Below are 22,913 nucleotides of genomic sequence, written 5' to 3' on the forward strand. Positions count from 1 at the left end.
TCCACCGTGTCGCACCGCACCGCACCGCTCCGCGCCGAGGAGGCGGTCATCGTGCGCCGCGCACCGCCGCCCACAGCGAGGCCCAGTGGGCCGCGGTCAGGTCGCGGGGCAGTGCGCGCGGCGGCGCCTTCGCCGCGGCGAGGGCGTGCCGAACGGTCGCGGCGCTCACCGGCGCGATCCGCCTGACGATGCTCTCGATGCCGGCGCCGCGCCCGGTGAATACGTCACGGACGAACCTCTCGTACGCACGTCTCTCGGCGTGCGGCACGAGGGGCGATCCGCGACGGGTGATCGTGAGGATGCCGCCGTCGACGCCGGGGCGCGGCGCGAATCCCCAGCTGGGCACCCGCCCCCGCAGGGAGAACTCGAACCACGGCGCGCTCTGCGCCGTCATCATCGTCCCGCCTCCGACGCCGGCGCGCTTGCGGGCGACCTCCCACTGGGTGACGAGCACGGCGTGATCCCACCGGCGCTCCGAGAGCAGGCGCCGCAGGATCGGCGTCGTGAGGTGGAATGGCACGTTGCCGACGACGACGGGCGCGTCGAGCGGATGCCGCAGCGCATCGGCGTGCATGACGCGCACGTGCGGGAGGGCACGGGCGAGGCGCCGCACCCGGTGCTCGTCGAGGTCGATCGCCGTGAGCGGCCGGCGGGTCGACGCGAGGTGGCGCGTGAGGGCGCCGTCACCAGCCCCGAGCTCGAGGATGGGCCCGGTGGTCGCGTCGACGAGGGCGATGACGGTGTCGATGGTCGGTCGGTGGACGAGGAAGTTCTGGCCGAGTTCATGGCGGCCGCCGTGAAGGGAACGAGGCATGGGAGCGCTCCAAGGAAAGGTTCTGGAGCACCACGGAGAGGCCGGGTCGCGGGTATGCGGAAGCGCCCGTCCGAGGTGCGTGATGACGTCTCGGAGGGACGGCGCGCTCAATCGAGCGGATGCGAGCGCGCCGTCAGGCGCGGCGGTCGCGGAAGGTGAAGAAGCGCCCCGTCACGGGCGCAGAGCATATTGTTCCCACGGCCCGACTCTACAGGAGCCGGATGCCGCGGCATCCGTCCTGTCGGGAGGGGAGCCCCTGCTCGGGAGGAGAACTCCTGCTCGGGAGGGGAACTCCTGCTCGGAAGCAGAGCTCCTGCTCGGGAGGGGACGCTGTTTCGGGAGGAGTTCTCACGCTCGGGAGGAGGATCCCGCGCGGAGACTCCTCCTGAACGTGCTTTCTCCTCCCGAACGCGCGTTCTCCTCCCGAACCGGCGTGGCGGGGATGAGGGGAGGGTCTCCCCGCCACGCACGTGGGGAGGGGGCTCAGCCCTTCACGGCGCCGGCCGCGAGGCCGGAGCGCCAGTACCGCTGCAGGGTGAAGAACAGGATGATCAGCGGGATGACGCCGAGCAGGGCGCCGAGCATGACCGCGCCCTTGTCGGGGGAGAAGTAGCTCATCATGCCGTAGAGGCCGAGGGTGACGGGCTTCAGGTCGGCGCTGGAGATCATCATGAGCGGCAGCAGGAAGTTGTTCCACGTGGCCACGAAGATGAACAGGAAGATCGTCACCATCGCGGGCCCGAGCAGGCGCAGCACGATCGTGAAGAAGATGCGCGCCTCTCCTGCGCCGTCGATGCGCGCGGCCTCGAGCAGCTCGGTCGGCACCGACGACTGCGCGTAGACCATGCCGAGGAACACACCGAACGGCGACACCGCCGAGGGGATGATGATCGCCCAGGCCGTGTTCGTGAGCCCCAGCGAGTGGAACTCGATGTACAGCGGCACGGTCAGCAGGGCGACAGGCAGCAGCAGCCCCGCCATGATGACGCCGACCGCGATCCTCTTGCCGGGGAACGCGAACTTCGCGATCGCGTAGCCCGCCATCACCGCGAACAGGGTGCCGATGACGCCGGCGCTCACCGAGTAGAACAGCGAGTTGCCCACCCAGCGCCAGAACAGCCCCTGGGTCCAGCCCATGAGGCTGTCGTAGTTCGTGCCGAGGTTCCAGTCGGCGAACCAGAAGCCGAAGGTCGACGTGAGGTCGGTGTTGTTCTTGGTCGAGGCGACGATGAGCCAGTACACCGGCACCAGAAAGTACAGCGTCGCGATGACGAGTGCGATGATGCCGAAGGTCCGCGCGAGGGGGCCGGGCGCGATCGACGGGGGCGGAGCATCCGCCGACTGCGGCTTGCGCGCTCGGCGAGCGGATGCCGGGGCGACCGTGAGGAGTCGTGTGGTGGTCATCAGGCGTCACCCTTCCGGCGCTGCAGCAGTGCGTAGACGACCGCGAGCACGCCCGCGATCAGGGCCATGAGCAGGGAGTAGGCGGATGCCGGACCGCTGCCCGACGGCGAGATCTCGCCCATCATCGAGTTGTAGGTGAGCATCATCGGCGTGAAGTCCTTGCCCATCCACGAGTTCGCGGCCTCCATGATGACGGGCTCGTTGAACAGCTGGATCGTGCCGATGATCGACAGCAGCACGGCGAGCAGCGCGGCGCCGCGCACGAGGGGGACCTTGATGCGCATCGCGACCTGGAACCCGGATGCGCCGTCGAGACGGGCCGCCTCGTACAGGTCGCGTGGCACGGCCTGCAGCGCCGACAGGAAGATCAGCATGTTGTAGCCCATGTAGGTCCAGGTCGTCATGTTCGCCATCGAGAACAGGATCGTCTGGGGCGACATCAGGTCGGTGCCCTCGGGGAGGTAGGGCAGGAACGGCGAGACCTGGGGCGTGTAGAGGTACAGCCACATCATCGCGGCGATGATGCCAGGCACCGCGTACGGGAGGAAGAACGAGAGACGGAACAGCGCGGGGCGCCGCACGATGAACGAGTCGAGCAGCAGCGCGAGAGCGAGGGCGCCGATGATCATGACGGGGATCTGGATCACCGCGAACAGCACGACCCTGCCCATGCCGGCCCAGAATGCACTGTTCGTCGCGGCCATGACGAGGTTGTCGAGTCCCACGAAGGTGTCGACGAGCTCGCCGCCGCCGTAGAGTCCGTCGCCCGTGGGGACCTGGGCGAAGAAGGCCGAGCGCACCGACACGATGATCGGAACCAGGAACACGACGACGAACAGGATCGCGAACGGCAGCATGAACAGCCAGCCGGTGAGTCCTTCGCGTCGGATGCCGGAGCGCCGCCGTCGTGCGGGTGCGGATGCCGGGGTCGGGGTCTTCGGGACGACCCTGCTGTCGGTCACGGTGACCATGCTTTCGCCTCTCGCTTCATGACGACGGCGGAGTGCACCGTGGTGGTGTGCACTCCGCCGTCGATCATCAGATGATGCCTTGTCCGAGGGTCATTCCGCGACCGGGAGGCCGAGGTCCTTCAGTGAGGCGACGGCCGTCTCCTGGGCGGTGGTGAAGATGTCGGCCACCTTCGCGGTGCCGGCGACGGCCGCGGCCGCGGTCTCGTTCATCGTCGACAGGGTCGAGAAGCCCGGAGCGTAGGGGAAGTCCGGGTTGAGGTTCTCGGTCGCGGTGGCGAGCTCGGCGAGGACGTCCTGTCCGCCGAACTGGCGCAGCATCTTCTCGGGGGTCTTCACGCTGCCCTTGGCGGCGACGACGAGTCCCTGCGAGGCCAGGTCGTCGACCTGGGTGTTGAGCCAGGCGTTGAACTCCATGGCCTCGGCGGGGTTCTTGCACCCCTTCATGACCGAGACGCCGGAGCCGCCGTCGGGGCCGCTCAGCGCGCCTGCGCCGAAGTCGGGGAGCTGCGCGACGCGCCACTGTCCCTCGGCCGGGGTGCCGTCGAGCGAGTCGAGCAGGAAGCCGGCCTCCCAGGCCGCGCCGACGTGGCCGATCAGGCTGCCGTCGTTGAGGGCGGCGGTGAAGCCCTCGCCCCAGCGCTCGGTCGCGAGGGTCTGCTTGTTGTCGAGCAGGCCCTGCCAGAACGCGGCGACGCGCTGCGAGCCTTCGCCCTCGGCATCCACCTTCCACTTGTCGCCCGAGGTGGAGAACCAGGTGTCGCCTGCGGCGGCCGACTGCCCGGCGAGCCAGTTCAGCGCCTCGTCGGGGGTGAACGCGGTGACGTACTTGCCCGCGGCGGCGGCGGTGGCCGAGTCGGCGGTCAGGTCGTCCAGGGTCTTCGGGGCCTCCAGGCCGAGGGCCGCGAACGCGGTCTCGTTGTAGAAGTACACGAGGGGTCCGGTGTCCTGCGGGAGTCCGACGATCGCGTCGCCGACCTTCATGCCGCTGAACGCGCCGGCGGAGAACTTGTCCTCGTACTTCTTGGCTTCGGATGCGACGTCCTGCAGCAGGCCCTTGACGTACAGCTGGGGGACCTCGGAGTAGCCGGTCTGCGCGAGGCACGGGCCGTTGCCGGCCTTGATGTCGGTCTCGAGCTTGAGGATCATGTCGCTGGACTTGCCGTCGAACTTCGTGGCCTTGACCTGGATGTCGGGGTGGTCGTCGTTCCAGCGCTTCACGATGTCGGAGACCTTGGTCATGCCGTCGCCGTCGGGAAGGCGGTGCACGTACTCGATCGTGATCGGCTCGCCGGATGCGTCGCCGCCGGTGTCACCGGACGAGCACGCCGCGAGGCCGAAGGCCGAGACCGCACCGACCGCGACGATCGCCGCGGTGCGAGTGAAGCGGGGAGTGAGTGCCATGCTGTTCTCCTCTTTGAGGTCAGGTTCATGCGGATCGCCCCAGGGCGGGGGCCAGGCGCCGCGGGCGGCGTCGATCACATTGCACATCAAATCAGAAAATGTTTGCGTTCACAAGCTGTGAAATGCAATCGAAACATGCAGTCTCCGCGACACGGAAGGGAGCGCTGACATTGCGCCGGATGCCGTGCCTTCGGCAGGTGTCGCAGGTCGCGCTGCTGAGGTCTGCACGCGCGGTCGGTTGGCGGGTCGCGTTGCGGGAGTCTGCACGCGCGGCAGGTTTCGCGGGCTGCGCTGCTGAAGTCTGTACGCGCGGCACAAGTGTCGACAGCGTGTGCAGCGATGAGCAGCGCGAACGGGCCGGGCGACGGAGCAGCGCGAACGGGCCGGGCGACGGAGGAGCGTGAACGGGCCGGGCGACGAGGGGGGGGTCGAACGGGGCCGGAAGGCGAAAGGATGCCGCAGATCACGGCATCCGCTCCGGCATCCGGGCACGACGAAACCCCCGCGCAACGCACGGGGGAGACGACGAGCTGAGGCGGTCAGGCCTTTTCTAGCTCGTCCTCGTCTTCGTCGGCATACTCGTCTGCCCACTTGTCGACGTACTCGGGTTCCGAGTCGTCGCTCGGGTGCCCGAGCTCGCGTTCCAGTGCCGAGTAATTCACAGACGGACTGAACGACTTGAGTTCGCGGGCGATTTTGGTGTGCTTCGCCTTTTGACGGCCACGGCCCATGCGCGAGACCCCCTCACGAGTTAGCTGCGGGCTACACGGGGCCCGACGCGTTTCAGGACACCGGCCTGAAGCCGGTAAGAGTAGCATTCAGAATAGCACGCGGGTTAGACCCTCTGGCCGAGGCCAGCCTGGTGAAGGGAGCGATCCTCATGACCGACAACACCTCTGCTCCACGAGAGGAAGCCGTGCAGAACGCGGCCCTGCAGAAGGCGGTGATCGTCGGGCTGCAGCCCGGACAGTCACAGCACGTCCTCGATGAGGCCGTCAAGTACTCGCGTCTGCTCGGTGCTCCGCTCGTGGTCGTGCACGTCGACGTGACCCGTTTCGTCACGTACGAGGACCCGGACGGCTACGTGCATTCGGCGCCGATCGACATCAACTTCGAGGCGGGAGCCGCCGAGTTCGAGGCCGTGCAGGCGACCGCCTCCGCCGCGCTCGACGGCACGGGACTGACCTGGACCGCACGGCAGCTCGTCGGCGACCCGGCTCTCGCGATCAAGCAGCTCGCGAACAAGCTCGACGCCCAGCTCATCGTCGTCGGAACCCGCAAGCGCGGGATCGGCGAGTCGATCAGGGAGTTCTTCACCGGTTCCGTCGCCGCGCGGCTCGCGCACCGGCAGCACCGCTCGGTGCTCGTCGTCCCGCTGGAAGAGCCGGTGCCCGACGACCAGAAGGAGATCTGGGTCGAGTAGCCCGCCGCGGCTGTGGCCGTCGAGCGACCGAGACGAAACGCGGATCCAGTCGTACGGCTGGATCCGCGTCTCGTGTCGTTGCGCTCGCCCGACGACCAGTGTGGGGGCTGACGCTCAGCGCCCCAGGCCGGCGAGGGCGGAGGTCACGCCCTTCGCGGCAGCATCCAGGCCGTCTTCGAGATCGGAGACGACGGATGCCGGAAGGGCCCCGCCCTTCGCGATGTGCGTGCGGAGGTCGGTGCGCACCCGTGCGCGGAACGCGTTGATGACGGCATCCGCCCTGTGCATCTCCTCGCGGCTGAGGATGCGCTCGTCGTCGACGGGCGTGCGGGGGCGCGACTTGGACGCCTGGCGGTCGTCGTGCTCGGCGCTGGCGAGGTCGGCCCTGAGGCTCTTCATCGCTTCCTTCACGCTCTGCCGCACCTCGTTCGCGATCAGTCGAACGGAGTCGGTGAGACCCGCCTCGATGCCGGCGAGGTCGCCCTCGCGCGATGCGAGCTCGGCGCGTCCGGCATCCGTGATCGCGTAGATCGTGGTGCGGCCGTCGACGGTCTTGGTGACCAGGCCCTCCTCCTCGAGCTTCGCGAGTCGCGGGTAGATGGTGCCGGCGCTCGGGGTGTACGTGCCCCCGGTGCGATCCGTCAGCGCCTGGATGACCCCGTAGCCGTGCTGCGGGGACTCCGCGAGGAGCGACAGCAGGTACAGGCGCAGGTCGCCGTGGGAGAAGACCGCGGGGCTCACGAGTCCCACTCCTCGTCGTTCGCGATCGACGCGGTTGCGCGACGCAGCACGGTGACGCCGCCCGACACCGAGTTGGCGCGGAGGTCGACGAAGCGGCCGGCGAGCTCGCCCGTGGAGCCGGTGTAGTTGCTGGGGCCGGAGGATCCGCGCTCGACGCCGTCGATCAGGATCCGACCGCTCATCGAGCGGACCACGTAGTTCGCGGCGAGCGACTCGTCGAGGCGCACGGTGGTGCCGCCCGACACGGTGTTCACGTTGATCGAGTTCACGTCTCCCGCGGCGTCGATCAGGGTCGCGCCGGAGACGCTGTCGACCGTCGCCTTGCGGATCGTGCCCGTGGCGGCGACGTCGCCCGAGACGCTGTTGGCGTTGATCGAGCCGGTCAGGCCGCGCACCTGCACGTCTCCGGAGACCGAGTTCACGGTGAGGTCGCCGATCAGGGTGTCGACGATGATGTCGCCCGACACGGTGTTGAGGCGGGCGTCGTTGCGGATGCCGGAGACGAGGGCGCCCGCGCTGACGACGCCGAGGTTGAGGGCGATCGCACGGGGGACCGCCACGCTGACCTCGGCCTTGGGGCCGCCGGAGCCGAAGTTGCGGAACACCTCGAGGAAGTTGTCCCAGCCGAGCTGCGGGTGGTCGATCTCGACCTCGCCGTCGGAGGACTCGATGCGCAGGTCCTTGATGGTGACGCCGTGCACCTCGATGCGGATGCCGGGTTCGTCGTGGGCGATCACGTCGACCTGCCCGCCGACGAGCCCGATCTTCAGTCGGCTGATGTTCTCGATGTCGATGACGCGTTCCTCGCCAGGGGCGATGAGCCACTTCTCGGTCATGTGCTTCTCCTTGTTCGGAATCGCGTTATATCGCGTCTAAGAAGAGTAACACGATATAACGCGAGTCTGTCAAGTGGGACGTTTCGTCTCGGTCGCTGCGCTCCCTCGCTCAACGACCGGGAAGACGGCGGTCAGATCACGGGAGGCGTGTGCCAGATGCGGTCGATGTAGTCGCGGATCGAGCGGTCAGACGAGAAGAACCCGGTGCGGGCGACGTTGAGCACGGCGGAGCGGTTCCATCCGTCGGCGTCGCGGTACGCGGCATCCACCCGCTCCTGCGCCGTCATGTAGGAGGCGTAGTCGGCCAGCACCATGAAGCGGTCCTCGTAGAGGAGGTTGGAGACGACGGGCTCGAACACCGAGCGGTCTCCGCGCGAGAACGCTCCGGAGGCGATCAGGTCGATCGCCCTGCGCAGCCCCTCGTCGGCCTGGTAGAACTCGCTCGGACGGTAACCGCGGTCGGACAGCGCCGACACCTCGGGCTCGCTCGTGCCGAACAGGAAGAAGTCGTCATCGCCCACCAGCTCGCGGATCTCGACGTTCGCACCGTCGTCGGTGCCGATCGTGAGCGCGCCGTTGAGCGCGAACTTCATGTTGCCGGTGCCGGAGGCCTCCTTGCCGGCGAGGGAGATCTGCTCCGACAGGTCGGCTGCGGGGATCACCCGCTCGGCGAGGGTGACGTTGTAGTTCGGCGGGAAGATCACCTTCAGGCGGCCGTCGAGGCGCGGGTCGGCGTTCACGACGGAGCCCACGGCGTTGATCAGGTGGATGATGCGCTTCGCCATCGCGTACCCCGGCGCCGCCTTCGCCCCGAAGATCACGGTGCGCGGTTGCAGGTCGGATGCCGAGAGCCGCCCCGAGATCACCCCTTCGTACTGCGACACGATGTGCAGCACCTTGAGCATCTGCCGCTTGTACTCGTGCAGGCGCTTCACCATCACGTCGAGCATGTGCCCGTCGCTCACGTCGACGCCGTCGCGCTCACGCAGCACCTCGCCCAGGCGCCTCTTGTTCGCCGCCTTGACCTCGGCGAACCGTGCGAGGAACGACGCGTCGTCGGCGAAGGGCTCCAGCTCCCGCAGGCGCTCCAGATCGGTCACCCAGCCTTCGCCGATCGTCTCGGTGATGAGCGAGGAGAGCGAGGGGTTCGCGAGCCGGAGGAACCGCCGCGGCGTGACGCCGTTGGTGACGTTCGTGAACTTCTCGGGGTAGAAGTCGCTGAAGTCGGAGAGGACCTTGTCGCGCAGCAGCTGCGAGTGCAGTTCGGCGACGCCGTTCACGCGTGCTCCGGCGACCGTGGCGAGGTACGCCATCCGCACCGACCTGACCGGATGCTCGGCGATGATCGACATGTTGCGGATGCGGAGCTCGTCGTCGCCGTAGCGCTCGCGCACGGCATCCAGGAACTCCTCGTTGATGCGGTAGATGATCTCCAGATGCCGCGGGAGGAGCCTGCCGAGCAGCTCGACCGGCCAGACCTCGAGCGCCTCCGGCAGCAGCGTGTGGCACGTGTACGCGAAGCACTGCCGCGTGATCGCCCACGCGGCATCCCACTCCAGCTTCTTCTCGTCGATCAGCACGCGCATGAACTCGGGCACCGCGATCACCGGGTGGGTGTCGTTGAGCTGGAAGATCACGCGCTCGGGCAGCCGGTTCAGGTCGTACCCCTCGGCGAGCATGTTGTCGAGGAAGTCGTGGATGGATGCCGCCACGAAGAAGTACTGCTGCTGCAGGCGCAGCTCCTTGCCCTGCGGGGTGGAGTCCTCGGGGTAGAGCACCTTCGAGATGTTCGCGGCGTAGGTCTGCGCGCGCACGGCCTCTTCGTAGTCTCCGGAGTTGAAGATGCGCAGGTCGAAGGCGTTCGTCGCGACCGCGCTCCACAGGCGGAGGGTGTTCACGCGGCCGTTCTCGAAGCCGGGGACCATGTAGTTGTACGGCACGGCCTGCACGTTCCACGCGGGGATCCAGCGGGAGCGGGTCACGCCGTCGTCGTCGTACTTCTCGGTGCGTCCGCCGAACGAGACGGTCTGCGCATCCTCAGGGCGGGCGAACTCCCACGGCGAGCCCAGTGCGAGCCAGGCATCCGGCTGCTCCACCTGCTGACCTTCGACGAACGTCTGCCGGAAGATGCCGTACTCGTAGCGGATGCCGTAGCCGATGTTGGGCACGCCGAGCGTCGCCAGCGAGTCGATGAAGCAGGCGGCAAGGCGGCCGAGCCCGCCGTTGCCGAGGCCAGGCTCGACCTCGTGGCCGCGGAGTTCATCGAGGCTGAGGCCGAGTCCGTCGAGGGCCTGCGCGGCGATGTCGGTGAGTCCGCCGGCGAGGAGGTTGTTGTCGAGCTGGCGGCCGAGCAGGTACTCGGCCGAGAGGTAGCAGACGCCCTTGGCCTGGGTCTGCTTCTGACGGGTGAGATCGTCGAGCCATCGGGCCATCAGATAGTCGCGCACGGTGTGGGCGAGGGCGAGATAGCGGTCGTTCGCGCTCGACTCGGCGAGGGTCACGCCCCGGTCGAAGTTCAGGTTCAGCAGGAACTCGTGGGCGAAGGCGTCCGGGGTGTGCGCGGGGGCGAGGTCGAGCGGGTGCGTGGTGGTCACTCCTCGACCGTAGCGACCCCGTCGGGTCGAGGACATGTCGAAGACGTTACGTTTTTCGGTTGTCTGCGTGACATCCCGGCATCCCGGTTCTGACGTGCGGTTGACATTGACGTTGCGTCAACTTCTATCGTGGAGACGTCGACACGGAAGGAGGGCGACATGACCGCTCGTGACTGGTCCATCCAGGAGATCGCGAGTCTCGCCGGCACCACCAGCAGGACGCTGCGTCACTACGACGACATCGGGCTGCTGCCGCCGTCGCGCATCGCGTCCAACGGGTACCGGCACTACGACGAGCAGGCGCTCGTGCGGCTGCAGCGCATCCTGCTGCTGCGCGAGCTCGGCCTCGGCCTGCCGCAGATCGCGCAGGTGCTCGCCCAGGAGCGGGCCGAGGCGTCCGCACTCGAGACCCACCTCGCGCTGCTGCGCGAGGAGCAGGCCAGGCTGGCGCGGCAGATCGCGTCGGTCGAATCGACCATCGACGCACTGAGAGGAGGTGAAGAACTGATGGCAGAGAACATGTTCGACGGCTTCGACCACACGCAGTACAAGGACGAGGTCGAGGAGCGCTGGGGCAAGAAGGCCTACGCCGACAGCGACCGCTGGTGGCGGGGGATGACGGATGCCGAGCGCTCCGACTGGCAGCGCCGCGTGTCCGACCTCGGACGCGACTGGATCGCCGCCGCGGAGAGCGGCATCGACCCGGCATCCGCCGAGGCTCAAGACGTCGCGCGCCGCCACGTCGAGTGGCTGACCGGCATCCCCGGCACCCCCGCGGCGGTTCCCGGCGGTGACGTGAAGGCGTACGTGATCGGGCTCGGTGAGATGTACGTCGCCGACCCGCGCTTCGGCGCCAACTACGCCACCTCGGCCGGTGGCACCCAGGGCGCCGAGTTCGTCCGCGACGCGCTGCGCGTCTACGCGGAGGCGAACCTGTAGTCCGCGCTGCTCCGCCGGTCGTTGAGCGAGGAGCGCAGCGACGAGACGAAACGTTTCATGCTGCGTACGACTCGGGCCCGCGCCGGGTGCGTTTCGTCTCGCGGCGCTCGCTCAACGGCCCGCGGGGTGTCTCCCTGCCGGGTCGTTGAGCGACGAGACGAAACGCGCCCTGGTCCGCGCGACTACAGTTGCACGGGTGAACCTCCGCCGTGTGTTCTTCGTCGCCCTCGGCGGCACCGTGGGCACGGCGGCACGGCTCGCGCTCGGACTCCTGCTGACGGATGCCGGTGTCCTCCCGGTGCTCATCGCGAACGTCGTCGGGGCGCTCCTGATCGGCATCCTCACCGCGCGGCTGCCGCGCGCCACCGATCTGCGGCTGCTCCTCGGCACCGGCGTGCTCGGCGGCTTCACGACCTACAGTGCGTTCATGACGGGCACGGTCCAGCTCTGGACGGATGCTCCGCTCGCGGCAGTCGCGTACGCGGCCGGATCCCTCGTGCTCGGCGTCGCGGCGGTCGCCCTCGGGCTCAGGCTGGGCCGACCCCGCGCAGGAGTCGCCGCATGAACCCGCTGATGTTCACCGCCGCGGCGCTCGCCGGAGGGGTCGGAGCGGTGCTGCGCTACCTCGTCGACCTCGGCGTCGCCCGGTTCGCCGGACGCCGGTTCCCGTGGGGCATCCTCGTCGTGAACCTCAGCGGCTCCTTCGCCCTCGGGCTCGTGACCTCGGCTCTCCCCGACCAGGCGTTCCTGCTCGGGGCGGGTCTGCTCGGCGGCTACACGACGTTCAGCACGGCGATGCTCGACACGGTCGCGCTGTGGCGCGACGGCGAGCGCCCGGCATCCGCTCTGAACGCGATCGGCATGCTGCTGCTCGGCCTCCTGGCCGCCGCTCTCGGACTCGCCCTCGGCGCCGCCCTCTAGCGCCGCCGTCCCTCCTCTTCCTGCTCGATGCCCCGCCTGCCGGGTGAGGCGTCGGCGGCAGGAGGGGATGCCGAGGGCGGGGTCCCTGCAACTGATGGTTGCGCTCGTGACGCGTGACCGGGTACATTCTTGCTAATCGTTTAACTGCTAATCGATTAACAGACCTCTTCGCCCGGGTCCAGAAACCCGAACCCCCCGCGCACCCACGCACCGTCAAAGGAGACACCATGGCTCGCCTTCCCCGCCGCACCGTCGGCGCCCTCGCCGCTTCAGCGGCCGCCGTCCTCGCGCTCAGCGCGTGCTCGCCCTCGACCGGGGGCGACTCCGGATCGTCGGGCGGCGACATCACCCTCAGCTACGGGATCTGGGACGAGAACCAGAAGCCCGCGATGGAGGAGATCGCCAAGGCGTTCACCAAGGAGCACCCGAACGTCACGATCGACATCCAGGTCACGCCGTACAAGGAGTACTTCACCAAGCTCCAGACCGCGGCGACCGGCGGATCCGCGGCCGACGTGTTCTGGATGAACGGCCCGAACTTCCAGCTGTACGCATCCAACGGCCAGCTCGCCCCCCTCGACGACTCGGGCATCGACGCCTCCGACTACCCGCAGGGCCTCATCGACCTCTACACCTACGACGGCAAGCTCTACGGCGCCCCGAAGGACTTCGACACCGTCGCCCTCTGGTACAACAAGGAGCTCTTCGACGCCGCCGGGGTCGCGTACCCGAGCGCAGGCTGGACCTGGGACGACTTCACGGCCGCCGCCGCGAAGCTCACCGACCCGTCCAAGGGCCAGTACGGCGTCGCCGCCAGCCAGTACGGCCAGGAGAACTACTACAACTCGATCGCCCAGGCGGGCGGCGAGGTCATCTCGGCCGACGGCACGAAGAGCGGCTACGGCTCGGCCGAGGCGCTCAAGGGCATCGAGCTCTGGACCAACCTCATCGAGGCCGGGTCGTCTCCCACGGCGCAGCAGATGACCGACACGAACCCCGAGGACTTCTTCCTCTCCGGCAAGGTCGCGATGTTCCAGAACGGCTCCTGGGCGGCGATCGCCTACGCCGACAACAAGGACATCGGCGCGAAGGTGAACGTCGCACCGCTCCCCGCGGGCCCCGAGGGCAACCAGAGCGTGATCCACGGCGTCGGCAACGTCGCCAACGCGAAGAGCGCGCACCTCGCAGAGGCCCAGGAGTTCGCCGCCTTCGCCTCCGGTGAAAAGGCCGCCAAGATCCAGGCCGAGACCGGCACCGTGATCCCCGCATTCAACGGCACCCAGCAGGCTTGGGTCGACGCCCTGCCGCAGTACGACCTGCAGGTCTACATCGACGCCCTCGACACCGCGGTGCCCTACCCGGTCTCGAAGAACACGTCGGCGTGGACGAGCATCGAGAGCGAGATCCTGTCGCAGGTCTGGTCGGGCGCCGTGACGCCCGCGGCCGGCCTCAAGGACCTCGCCGCGAAGATGCAGGCCGCGCTGGACGCAGAGCAGAAGTAGCCGCGCATGAGCGTCGTCGCGCCCCACGCGCGCACGTCGGAAGAGCGGATGCCGGCGGTCCCCAGCCCCGGCATCCGCCGCCGACGGCGCAACCCCGGGGCCTCCCCCTGGTGGGCGCTGGTCTTCATCGGACCGACCGCCCTCGGCATCGCGGTCTTCTACCTGTGGCCGACCGTGCGCACCCTCATCATCTCGTTCACGAAGTCGGGACCCTTCGGGGGCTCGGAGTGGGTGGGCATCGATAACTACGCCCGTCTCTTCCAGGACCCCGAGCTCATCGGGGCCCTCCGCAACACCGCGATCTACACGGTCATCGCCCTCATCGGCATCCCCCTGGCCGTCGCGATCGCGGCCCTGCTGAACACCACCGGGCTCAAGGGGCGCAGCGCCTACCGGACGCTGTACTTCATCCCCGTCGTCACGATGCCCGCCGCGATCGCGCTGGTGTGGCGCATGATCTACAACGGCGACTACGGAGTGCTCAACGCGGCGCTCGGAGCGATCGGCATCGACGGCCGCAGCTGGCTCACCGACCCGAACACCGCCCTCGTCGCGATCGCCGTCGTCGGCATCTGGGCGGGGCTCGGCACCAACATCGTGATCTTCCTCGCGGGGCTGCAGGGCATCCCCGACACGATCATGGAGGCGGCCGACCTCGACGGGGCCGGCCCCGTGCGCAAGTTCTTCTCCATCACGATCCCGCTGCTGTCGCCGTCGATCTTCTTCGTCAGCGTGATCAGCGTGATCGGCGCGCTGCAGGTGTTCGATCTCATCTACATGATGCTCGGCCGCAGCAACCCGGCGATGCCGAACACCCGCACCGTGGTCTACCTGTTCTACGAAGCGGGCTTCCTCGACAACGACCGCGGGTACGCCGCGGCGATCGCCTTCCTGCTCCTCGTGATCATCCTGCTGCTCACGGTCGTCCAGTTCCGTCTGCAGAAGAGGTGGGTGCACTATGAGTGACGTCTCGCTCGACACCCGCGCCGTCATCGGCGCACCGGCCGGCCGTGCGAGCGGCCGCGTCGGGAAGCCGAAGAACCCCGGCCTCTGGGCCGTGCACATCGTGCTGCTCGTCGGCGCCGTGCTGATGGTGTTCCCGTTCATCTGGCAGCTGCTGACCTCGTTCAAGACGCTGTCCGACTCGGTGCAGGTTCCGCCGTCGTTCCTGCCGAGGGAGTGGGTCTTCACGAACTTCGCCGAGGTCTTCGACTCGATGCCGTTCGCGCAGATGTTCCTGAACTCGGTGCTCCTCACGGTCGGCCGCACGGTCGGACAGGTCGTGCTGTGCACCATGGCGGGGTACGCGTTCGCCCGCATCCCCTTCCCCGGTCGCAACGCGCTGTTCGTCGTGTTCCTGTCGGTGCTGATGGTCCCCTCGCAGCTCTACCTGCTGCCGCAGTACGAGATCGTCCAGTCGCTCGGCTGGCTCAACACCCTGCAGGCGCTGATCGTGCCCGGCATCTTCAGCGCCTTCGGCACCTTCCTGATGCGCCAGTTCTTCATGTCGATGCCCGCCGAACTCGAAGAGGCGGCGCGCATCGACGGGGCGAATCCGTGGCAGACCTTCTGGCGGATCATGGTTCCGCTCGCGAAGCCTGGCATCATCGCTCTCGTGGTGTTCACTGTGCTGTGGTCCTGGAACGATCTGCTCTGGCCGTTGATCGTGACGACCGACCCGGCCAAGATGCCGCTGTCGGTGGGGCTCTCGCAGCTCGTCGGCATCCACGGCACCGACTACCCCGTGCTGATGGCCGGCTCGCTGCTGGCGACCCTGCCCATGCTCGTGACCTTCATGATCCTGCAGCGGCAGTTCATCCAGGGCATCGCGTTCAGCGGATCGAAGGGCTGACGCATGCCGCGCACGAAGAACGACTCCCGCCGCCCCACGTTGCGGATGGTGGCGGAGCGCGCTGGGGTCTCCACGGCCACGGTCTCGTACGTGCTGTCCGGACGTGCGGGCGCCTCGGGGGCAGGCGCCGCCGAGGCGACCGCCGCCAGGGTGCTCGCCGCCGCCGAAGAGCTCAACTACCGTCCCAACAGCGCCGCGCGGGCCATCCGCACCGGTCGCAGCGGCATGGTGCAGCTGTCTCTGCACATGCTGAGCGACCCGTGGTCGCTGGCGGTGGCGGATGCCGTGAACGTCGAGGCGAACAGGCACGGCCTCACGACGCTGATCCTCGCGGACGGCGACTGGCATGCGGCTCTCGACCGCGTCGAGAGCGACGTCGCCTACCTGGACGGCGTCGGCCTCGACGAGGCCGCGACGCAGAAGCTGCGCGATCTGGTGAGCCGCGGTCAGCGGCTGGTCGTCTTCTCGGAGCACCTCGAGCCGCAGGGGTTCGACGTCGTGCGCTCCGACGCGATCCCCGGATGCGAGATCGCCATGGACCACCTCCTCGAGCGGCGCACGGCGATCGGGTGCCTCGCGGCGGAGGGCGCCGTGCGCCTCGCGCCGACGCAGGTCACGCGGTACACGCCGTACGTCGAGAAGATGGCCGCGGCGGGCATCGAGGTCGACCCGCGCTGGGTCGAGACCTATGCCGAGACGCAGGCCAGCGCCTTCGCGGCGGCCGTGCGGCTCCTCTCCGGAGAGAACCGGCCGGACGCGATCTACGCCACCACCGACTTCGCGGCGATCGCGGCGATCAACGCGGCCCACATGCTGGGCCTGCGCGTGCCCCACGACGTCGCGGTGATCGGCGTCGGAAACACCCCGGACGCGCGTCTGATCGCCCCCACGCTCACCACCGTCGGCCCGACCGACTTCTACGAGCGGCAGGCCCGCATCATCATCGACCGTGCTCTCGGCGTGGACGACCGGCCCGGCCGGCTCCACGAGTTCGAATGGTCGCTCTTCCCCGGCGGGTCGACCGACCTCGACGCCCCGGCAACCCGCTGACGGCGTCGCGCCTCAGCCCGCATCACTCTCAGAAGGACCACTGTGGATCTCAAGATCGGCATCATCGGCTTCGGCGCGCGCGCCACACTCCGCGAGGAGGTGCAGCGGCCCGGCGAGGGCTCGCGCATCACCGCGATCTGCGACCCGTCGGAGCGCGCCCGCGACGACGCCCGCCGCCTCGTCCCCGACGCTCTCGTGACCGACTCCCTCGACGAGCTCCTCGCCTCGGGTGTGGACGCCGTGATGGTGCTGACCCCCGACGACACGCATGCGGCGCTCAGCATCCGCGCGCTCGAAGCCGGCGTCGCGGTGTTCTGCGAGAAGCCGCTCGCGATCGACCTCGCCGACGCCGACGCCATGCTGGAGACCGCCCGCCGCACCGGCAGCCGCCTCTACATCGGCCACAACATGCGGCACATGCCCGTGATCACGCTCATGCGCGGCCTCATCCAGGACGGGCGGATCGGCGACGTCAAGGCCGTGTGGGTGCGTCACTTCGTCGGGCACGGCGGCGACTACTACTTCAAGGACTGGCACGCCGACCGTCGGCGCACCACGGGCCTTCTCCTGCAGAAGGGCGCGCACGACATCGACATCATCCACTGGCTCGCCGGCGCCTACACCGAGCGGGTCGCGGCGATGGGCGAGCTCAGCGTGTACGGCGACATCGCCGACCGCCGGGAGCGCACGGGGGAGCGGATGCCGGACTGGTTCAGCCTCGACAACTGGCCCCCGGCCTCGCTCACCGGGCTGCACCCGGTAGTCGACGTCGAGGACATCTCGATGGTCAACATGCGGCTCACCGGCGGCATCATGGCCTCGTACCAGCAGTGCCACTTCACGCCCGACTACTGGCGCAACTACACGGTGATCGGCACCGAGGGGCGCATCGAGAACTTCGGCGACACCGCGGGCAGCGAGGTCAGGCTGTGGAACCGACGCCACCGCGGTGCCGCTGACGCCGACGAGACGTTCATCGTCCCCGAGGTGCCGGATGCCGGACACGACGGCGCCGATGCGCTGCTCGTGGCCGAGTTCCTGCGGTTCGTGCGCGACGGCGGGCTCACCGAGACATCGCCGATCGCGGCCCGTGAGGCCGTGGCCGCCGGCATCCTCGCCACGCAGTCCCTCCGCGGTGACGGTTCGGCCATCGAGGTCCCCGCGCTCGATCCCGACCTCGTCGCCTACTTCGAACGAGGCCAGGTGGCGTAGCCCCCGGGCGTTTCGTCTCGGTCGCTGCGCTCCCTCGCTCAACGACCGGGTGTGCTGTCGACCGGGGCTCCCAGGGTCCTCACAATCCGAAACTGTACAAACGTACATGTACGCACGTACAGGGGGTTCGGATGACCGAGGGAACGCGCCGCAGACGCGACCCTGAGGCGCGCCGTCGCGAGATCGTGACCGCCGCCGCCGAGCTCATCGTCGAGATCGGGGTCGACGCGGTCACGCACCGCAAGGTCGCCGCGCGCGCCGGAGTGCCCCTCGGCGCCACGACCCAGTACTTCGCCACGCTCGACGACCTGCGCGATGCGGCCCTCGGCGCGCTCGTCGCCGAGGTCGAGGAGCGCATCGAGATCACGCGCGAGGCCGTCGTCGCCGACGGCGTCACCCCCGCCGGTCTCGCGCACCTGATCCATCAGGGGCTCGAAGACGCGCGCGCCGTGCAGGCCGACCGCGCGGTGGTCACCGCGGCCGTCCACGATCCCCGCGTGCGCGAACTCGCACGGCACTGGTCCGACGAGGTGGTCGGATTCATCGCACCCGTTCACGGTACGGACCGAGCCAGGGCAGCAGCCGTCTTCATCGACGGCGTACTCTGGCACGCCCAGATCCACGACGAACCGCTCGACGAGGGCCTCATCCGCGACGCCCTCGCCGGAATCCTGACACCAGCCGCAGCATCCGCCTAACCGAGAGAACCGCCTTGTCGAAACTCGCCGTCCTGAGCCTGAAGAACCGCGCGCTCATCGCGCTGATCACGATCGTCGCCGCGGTGTTCGGCGGCCTCGCGCTGACGAACCTCAAACAGGAGCTCATCCCCTCTCTCGAGCTCCCCAACCTCATGGTCATGACCACGTACCCCGGTGCATCGCCCGAGGTGGTCGAGAACGACGTGTCCACTCCGATCGAGTCGGCCATCCAGGGAGTCCCGGGGCTCGAGGGCACGACCGCGACCAGCACGACGAACGCCTCGATCGTGCAGGCGACGTTCACCTACGGCACGAACCTGGCGACCGCGGAGCAGAAGATCCAGCAGGCGATCAACCGCATCTCCTCCACGCTGCCCGACGACGTCACCCCGCAGGTGCTGTCGGTGTCGATCGACGACTTCCCGGTGATCCAGGTCGCCGTGACCGGATTCGCGGATGCCGACAACGCCCAGGCCGAGCTGCAGAGCGTCGCGATCCCGAAGCTCGAAGACGTCAAGGGCGTCAACGCCGCGCAGATCGTCGGCGGCGTCGGACAGCGGATCACGATCACCCCCGACCTCCTCAAGCTCGCCGCCGCGGGCGAGAGCACCCAGGCGATCAGCTCCGCCCTGCAGCAGAACGGCACGCTCTTCCCCGGTGGCGACATCACCGAGAACGGCCAGACCCTCACCGTGCAGACGGGGGCCAAGATCACGTCCGTCGACGAGATCGCCGCCCTTCCGCTCGTGGGCACCGACACGACCATCGGCGAGGTCGCCACCGTCGTGCAGGAGAACGACCCCGTCTCCTCGATCTCGCGCGTGGACGGCAAGGACGCGCTCTCCATCTCGATCACGAAGCTGCCCGCCGCCAACACCGTCGAGGTCTCGCACGGCGTGATCGCCGCCCTCGACGACATCAAGGAGGCGTTCCCCGACGCGAAGTTCACGATCGTGTTCGATCAGGCGCCGTTCATCGTGCAGTCGATCGACACCCTCGCCACCGAGGGACTCCTCGGCCTCGTCATGGCCGTGATCATCATCCTCGTGTTCCTGCTGTCGATCCGGTCGACGCTCGTCACCGCGATCTCGATCCCGACCAGCGTGTTGATCACGTTCATCGGGCTGCAGGCGTTCGGCTACTCGCTCAACATCCTCACCCTCGGCGCGCTCACCATCGCGATCGGGCGCGTGGTCGACGACTCGATCGTCGTCATCGAGAACATCAAGCGCCACTACGTCGGAGACGCCGACAAGGGCGACGCCATCCGCCTCGCCGTGCGCGAGGTCGCGGCGGCTGTCACGGCATCCACCATCACGACCGTCGCGGTTTTCCTGCCGATCGTCTTCGTGGGCGACATGGTCGGCGAGCTGTTCCGACCCTTCGCCATGACGGTGACGATCGCGATGGTCGCATCGCTGCTGGTCGCCCTCACGATCGTGCCTGTTCTGGCCTATTGGTTCCTCCGGCCGGGCAAGCCGCTGCTCGACGAGCAGGGCGTGCAGATCGACCCCGAGCACCCGGACGCTCCTCCGACGCGGCTGCAGCGCGCGTACCGGCCGATCCTCGGCTGGACGCTCAAGCACTCCGGTATCACCGTGATCATCGCGGTGGTCGTCCTCGGCGCCACGCTCGCCGCGGCCCCGCTGATGAAGGTCAACTTCCTCAGCGACTCCGGCCAGAACACGATGACGGTCACACAGGATCTCGGCCCGACCGCGAGCCTCGAGACGAAGTCGGACGCGGCGATGAAGGTCGAGAAGGCCCTCCTCGACATCGACGGCATCACCCACGTGCAGGCCTCGATCGGCTCCAGCGGATCGGCGCTCCGCGACGCGTTCTCCGGCGGCGCCGGAGTGACGTTCTCGGTGCTCACCGACAGCGACGCCGATCAGGAGAAGCTGCGCGCCGAGGTGCAGAAGTCGATCGACGGTCTGAAGGACGTCGGAGACGTCGCCGTCGCGGCATCCGCCGGTCTCGGGTCGAGCGACATCGAGGTCTCCGTCACCGCGTCGAACTCCGCCGACCTCGAGAAGGCGACCGCTGCGGTCGTCGACGAGATCAAGGGGCGCGACGGCGTCGGACAGGTGACCGACAACCTCGCCGCCGCTCTGCCGTACCTCGCCGTGGTCGTCGACCGTCAGGCAGCGGCCGAGCGCGGTCTCTCCGAGGTCGCCGTCGGCACCATCGTGTCGAACACCATGCGTCCGCAGCAGGCCGGATCCGTCGAGATCGACGACACCGCGCTGACCGTGTACATCGCGGCGCCCGAGCCGCCCACGACGGCGCAGGCCCTGAAGGAGCTCGCGATCCCGACCCCGGCCGGCATCGTGCAGCTGCAGGACATCGCGACCGTCGAGGAGCGCAACGGCCCCACCTCGATCACGACCGAGAAGGGCAAGCGCACCGCCACCGTGACGGTGCCCCCGGCATCCGACAACCTCGCCGTCGCGACCGCCTCGGTCTCGGCCGCGCTCGCCGCGGTGGACCTGCCCGACGGCGCAGCGGCAGAGGTCGGCGGCGTCGCGACGCAGCAGGCCGACTCGTTCTCGCAGCTGGGCCTCGCGATGCTCGCGGCCATCCTCATCGTGTACGTGGTGATGGTGGCGACGTTCAAGTCACTGCGTCAGCCGCTGCTGCTGCTCGTGTCGGTGCCGTTCGCGGCGACCGGTGCGATCCTGCTGCAGATCATCACCGGGGTGCCGCTCGGCGTGGCCTCCCTGATCGGCGTTCTGATGCTCATCGGCATCGTGGTGACGAACGCGATCGTGCTCATCGACCTGGTCAACCAGTATCGGGAGAAGGGGCTGTCGACCGCGGAGGCGGTGATGGCCGGTGGCGAGAAGCGTCTGCGCCCGATCCTCATGACGGCGCTGGCGACGATCTTCGCGCTGATCCCGATGGCGCTCGGCATCACCGGGCACGGCGGCTTCATCTCGCAGCCGCTCGCGATCGTCGTGATCGGCGGACTCGTCTCGTCGACCGTGCTGACGCTCATCGTGCTCCCGACGCTGTACAACCTCGTCGAGGGTGCGAAGGAGCGCCGCAGGGCGCGCAAGGCGGGCCCGGATGCCGACGCGGCCGGCGGCGACCGGGAGCTGGTGACGGCCGGAGTCGGCGGGACGCCCGCGGCGGCCGGAGTCGGCGGGGAGTCCGACGCGGCATCCGCTGGTGCGACCGCCACCGCGACCTCCGACGGACTGCCGCACGCACCGCAGCTGACGCGGCGGGAGCTGCGCGAACGCGGGGAGTGACCTCCGCGTCGCGTTCACAACTCCTCATGAAATGACGAAGAGGGGCCCGGATCCTCAGGATCCGGGCCCCTCGCGCACGTTCTGTGAGGAGTTGTGAACGGGTGCACCCGCGCACGCCGACGGAGACTCAGCCGAGCGTGATGCCCCACTCGAGCGTCCAGGTCTCGCCGGGCGCGAGTCGGCGGATGCCGAGACCGTTGTTGAGCGCATCGGCGGGCGCGGTCATCGGCTCGATCGCGACCGCGAGCGGCTGACCGGGGTAGCCCGGCGTCGTGTAGACCTGCACGTAGTCGAAGCCCGCGCCCTGCCAGAGCGTGACGCGGCGTCCGTCCGGTGCGGTGAGCGAGTGGCGGACGAGCCCGTCCGCATCGCGCGCGAGGTCTGTGAAGCCGGTGTCGAGCGCGACATCGCCCAGGCGGACCCCGTCGCTCAGGGCCGGATCCGCCGGCCGGGTGCCGGTGGGCAGCATCCGATCATCGGTGTCGAAGGCGGTGGACGCGGGGATCCTCAGCACCAGGTCGTGCGGGTCGACGTCGCCGATCGTGACGAACGGGTGGGTGCCGAGCGCGACGGGCGCCGCCTCGGACGAGCGGTTCGTCAGCGTGTGCGTGACCCGGATGCCGTCGGCCTGCAGCGCGTATGCGACAGCGGTGTCGATGAGGTACGGGTAGCCGGTCTGCGGCACGATCGTCGCGCGGAGGGTCGCGCTGACGGCATCCGTCTGCTCGATCACGTAGGAGGTGAACCGGAGCAGCCCGTGACTCGCGTTGCCGAGCTTGGGCTCGGTGATCGCGAGCTGACGGGAGACGTCGCCGTCGTTCCAGAGGCCGTCGCGCACGCGGTTGGGCCAGGGGGTCAGCACCACTCCGGAGCAGGACGGCGTCGGCTGGTCGAGCGGATAGGGGGCGACCGCGTCGACCCCTCCGATGCGGAGAGAGCGGAGGGAGGCGCCGACCTGCGCGATCTGGGCGGTGACGTCGGCGAGCTGGAGCTGCACCTGCGTGCCGGTGGGGAGTGCGGAGTTCACTCCGCAATCGTACGGTCTCGGTGGCGCCGGAACTCCGGAGAAGCACGCCGTTCCTGTCGAGGCGCGGCCTGAACCCTCGGTTCTGCCGCGGTTCTCCGGAGTTCTGGAGCGGGCTGGTCGGGCACTCTCTCAGCCTGTACCGGTAGACTCGTTCGGTCGGCTTCGGACACCCGCGCATGGCGCGGACGTTTTTGTGCAAGAAGTGTGAGTCCAGGGGCCGATGGTGAGCGTCGTTCGACGCTAATCAACCATCACATGAATGGCCCCGGCCGCT

20 protein-coding genes are annotated in these 22,913 nt (G+C 68.7%); 11 read left to right on the top strand and 9 right to left on the bottom strand.

What is annotated here, in order from left to right:
- Positions 1-46: 46 nt before the first annotated feature.
- The 5 genes from erm to CQ047_RS15560 all read right to left on the bottom strand — a co-directional run bounded on the left by erm (position 47) and on the right by CQ047_RS15560 (position 5,321).
- On the bottom strand, positions 47-814 hold the full coding sequence (erm, locus tag CQ047_RS15540) for a 23S ribosomal RNA methyltransferase Erm (RefSeq protein WP_105676706.1): 768 nt from the start codon (positions 812-814) through the stop codon (positions 47-49).
- 483 nt (positions 815-1,297) lie between these two features.
- Positions 1,298-2,218, bottom strand: coding sequence for a carbohydrate ABC transporter permease (locus CQ047_RS15545; RefSeq protein ID WP_105676707.1), 921 nt, complete (start codon positions 2,216-2,218; stop codon positions 1,298-1,300).
- Positions 2,218-3,189 carry a carbohydrate ABC transporter permease gene (locus tag CQ047_RS15550; RefSeq protein ID WP_105676708.1) on the bottom strand — a complete coding sequence of 324 codons (972 nt, stop codon included), beginning with the start codon at positions 3,187-3,189 and terminating at the stop codon, positions 2,218-2,220. Before CQ047_RS15550 ends, CQ047_RS15545 begins: the two co-directional genes overlap by 1 nt.
- Positions 3,190-3,279: 90 nt before the next feature.
- Positions 3,280-4,590 carry an ABC transporter substrate-binding protein gene (locus CQ047_RS15555; RefSeq protein WP_105676710.1) on the bottom strand — a complete coding sequence of 437 codons (1,311 nt, stop codon included), beginning with the start codon at positions 4,588-4,590 and terminating at the stop codon, positions 3,280-3,282.
- Positions 4,591-5,129: 539 nt separating this feature from the next.
- Positions 5,130-5,321 carry a DUF3073 domain-containing protein gene (locus CQ047_RS15560; protein WP_045256918.1) on the bottom strand — a complete coding sequence of 64 codons (192 nt, stop codon included), beginning with the start codon at positions 5,319-5,321 and terminating at the stop codon, positions 5,130-5,132.
- Between the two features lie 149 nt (positions 5,322-5,470).
- On the opposite strand from CQ047_RS15560, the gene CQ047_RS15565 reads away from it, so the two are divergent.
- Entirely contained in the window at positions 5,471-6,013 is a 543-nt protein-coding gene (locus tag CQ047_RS15565) for a universal stress protein (protein ID WP_105676732.1), read from the top strand.
- 114 nt (positions 6,014-6,127) lie between these two features.
- On the opposite strand, the gene CQ047_RS15570 is transcribed toward CQ047_RS15565, so the two are convergent.
- From CQ047_RS15570 to CQ047_RS15580, 3 genes are all read right to left on the bottom strand, one after another.
- Positions 6,128-6,754, bottom strand: a complete 627-nt coding sequence (locus CQ047_RS15570) for a PadR family transcriptional regulator (protein WP_105676733.1) — start codon at positions 6,752-6,754, stop codon at positions 6,128-6,130.
- Positions 6,751-7,590: a DUF4097 family beta strand repeat-containing protein gene (locus CQ047_RS15575; protein WP_105676711.1), complete on the bottom strand. Its 840-nt coding sequence runs from the start codon at positions 7,588-7,590 to the stop codon at positions 6,751-6,753. The genes CQ047_RS15570 and CQ047_RS15575 overlap by 4 nt, the downstream gene beginning before the upstream one ends.
- 131 nt (positions 7,591-7,721) lie before the next feature.
- Positions 7,722-10,220 (bottom strand): glycogen/starch/alpha-glucan phosphorylase, encoded by a 2,499-nt coding sequence (locus tag CQ047_RS15580; RefSeq protein WP_105676712.1) that lies wholly within the window; start codon positions 10,218-10,220, stop codon positions 7,722-7,724.
- Between the two features lie 123 nt (positions 10,221-10,343).
- Between CQ047_RS15580 and CQ047_RS15585 the strand changes: the two genes are divergently transcribed.
- The 10 genes from CQ047_RS15585 (at position 10,344) to CQ047_RS15630 (ending at position 21,612) form a co-directional block, all read left to right on the top strand.
- Complete coding sequence (locus CQ047_RS15585) at positions 10,344-11,123, top strand: MerR family transcriptional regulator (protein ID WP_105676714.1); 780 nt, start codon at positions 10,344-10,346, stop codon at positions 11,121-11,123.
- A 196-nt stretch (positions 11,124-11,319) separates the two neighbouring features.
- Complete coding sequence (locus CQ047_RS15590) at positions 11,320-11,688, top strand: CrcB family protein (protein WP_258132713.1); 369 nt, start codon at positions 11,320-11,322, stop codon at positions 11,686-11,688.
- The gene (locus CQ047_RS15595) at positions 11,685-12,044 is read left to right on the top strand and encodes a CrcB family protein (RefSeq protein ID WP_105676715.1); all 360 of its coding nucleotides are present in this window, start codon (positions 11,685-11,687) and stop codon (positions 12,042-12,044) included. The genes CQ047_RS15590 and CQ047_RS15595 overlap by 4 nt, the downstream gene beginning before the upstream one ends.
- Positions 12,045-12,271: 227 nt before the next feature.
- The gene (locus CQ047_RS15600) at positions 12,272-13,546 is read left to right on the top strand and encodes a sugar ABC transporter substrate-binding protein (RefSeq protein WP_105676716.1); all 1,275 of its coding nucleotides are present in this window, start codon (positions 12,272-12,274) and stop codon (positions 13,544-13,546) included.
- 6 nt (positions 13,547-13,552) lie between these two features.
- The gene (locus CQ047_RS15605; RefSeq protein ID WP_105676718.1) at positions 13,553-14,512 is read left to right on the top strand and encodes a carbohydrate ABC transporter permease; all 960 of its coding nucleotides are present in this window, start codon (positions 13,553-13,555) and stop codon (positions 14,510-14,512) included.
- Positions 14,505-15,398 (top strand): carbohydrate ABC transporter permease, encoded by an 894-nt coding sequence (locus tag CQ047_RS15610; protein ID WP_219844632.1) that lies wholly within the window; start codon positions 14,505-14,507, stop codon positions 15,396-15,398. Before CQ047_RS15605 ends, CQ047_RS15610 begins: the two co-directional genes overlap by 8 nt.
- Positions 15,399-15,401: 3 nt before the next feature.
- Positions 15,402-16,448 carry a LacI family DNA-binding transcriptional regulator gene (locus CQ047_RS15615; RefSeq protein ID WP_105676720.1) on the top strand — a complete coding sequence of 349 codons (1,047 nt, stop codon included), beginning with the start codon at positions 15,402-15,404 and terminating at the stop codon, positions 16,446-16,448.
- Positions 16,449-16,490: 42 nt separating this feature from the next.
- Complete coding sequence (locus CQ047_RS15620; RefSeq protein WP_105676721.1) at positions 16,491-17,660, top strand: Gfo/Idh/MocA family protein; 1,170 nt, start codon at positions 16,491-16,493, stop codon at positions 17,658-17,660.
- Positions 17,661-17,791: 131 nt separating this feature from the next.
- A complete protein-coding gene (locus tag CQ047_RS15625) occupies positions 17,792-18,358 on the top strand; it encodes a TetR/AcrR family transcriptional regulator (RefSeq protein WP_105676722.1) in 567 nt (188 codons plus the stop codon).
- A 14-nt stretch (positions 18,359-18,372) separates the two neighbouring features.
- Entirely contained in the window at positions 18,373-21,612 is a 3,240-nt protein-coding gene (locus CQ047_RS15630; RefSeq protein WP_105676723.1) for an efflux RND transporter permease subunit, read from the top strand.
- 127 nt (positions 21,613-21,739) lie between these two features.
- On the opposite strand, the gene CQ047_RS15635 is transcribed toward CQ047_RS15630, so the two are convergent.
- The gene (locus CQ047_RS15635) at positions 21,740-22,639 is read right to left on the bottom strand and encodes an aldose 1-epimerase family protein (protein WP_105676725.1); all 900 of its coding nucleotides are present in this window, start codon (positions 22,637-22,639) and stop codon (positions 21,740-21,742) included.
- Between the last annotated feature and the right edge of the window lie 274 nt (positions 22,640-22,913).

The sequence above is a fragment of the Microbacterium sp. MYb72 genome, assembly GCF_002979415.1.
Classification (GTDB): domain Bacteria; phylum Actinomycetota; class Actinomycetes; order Actinomycetales; family Microbacteriaceae; genus Microbacterium; species Microbacterium natoriense.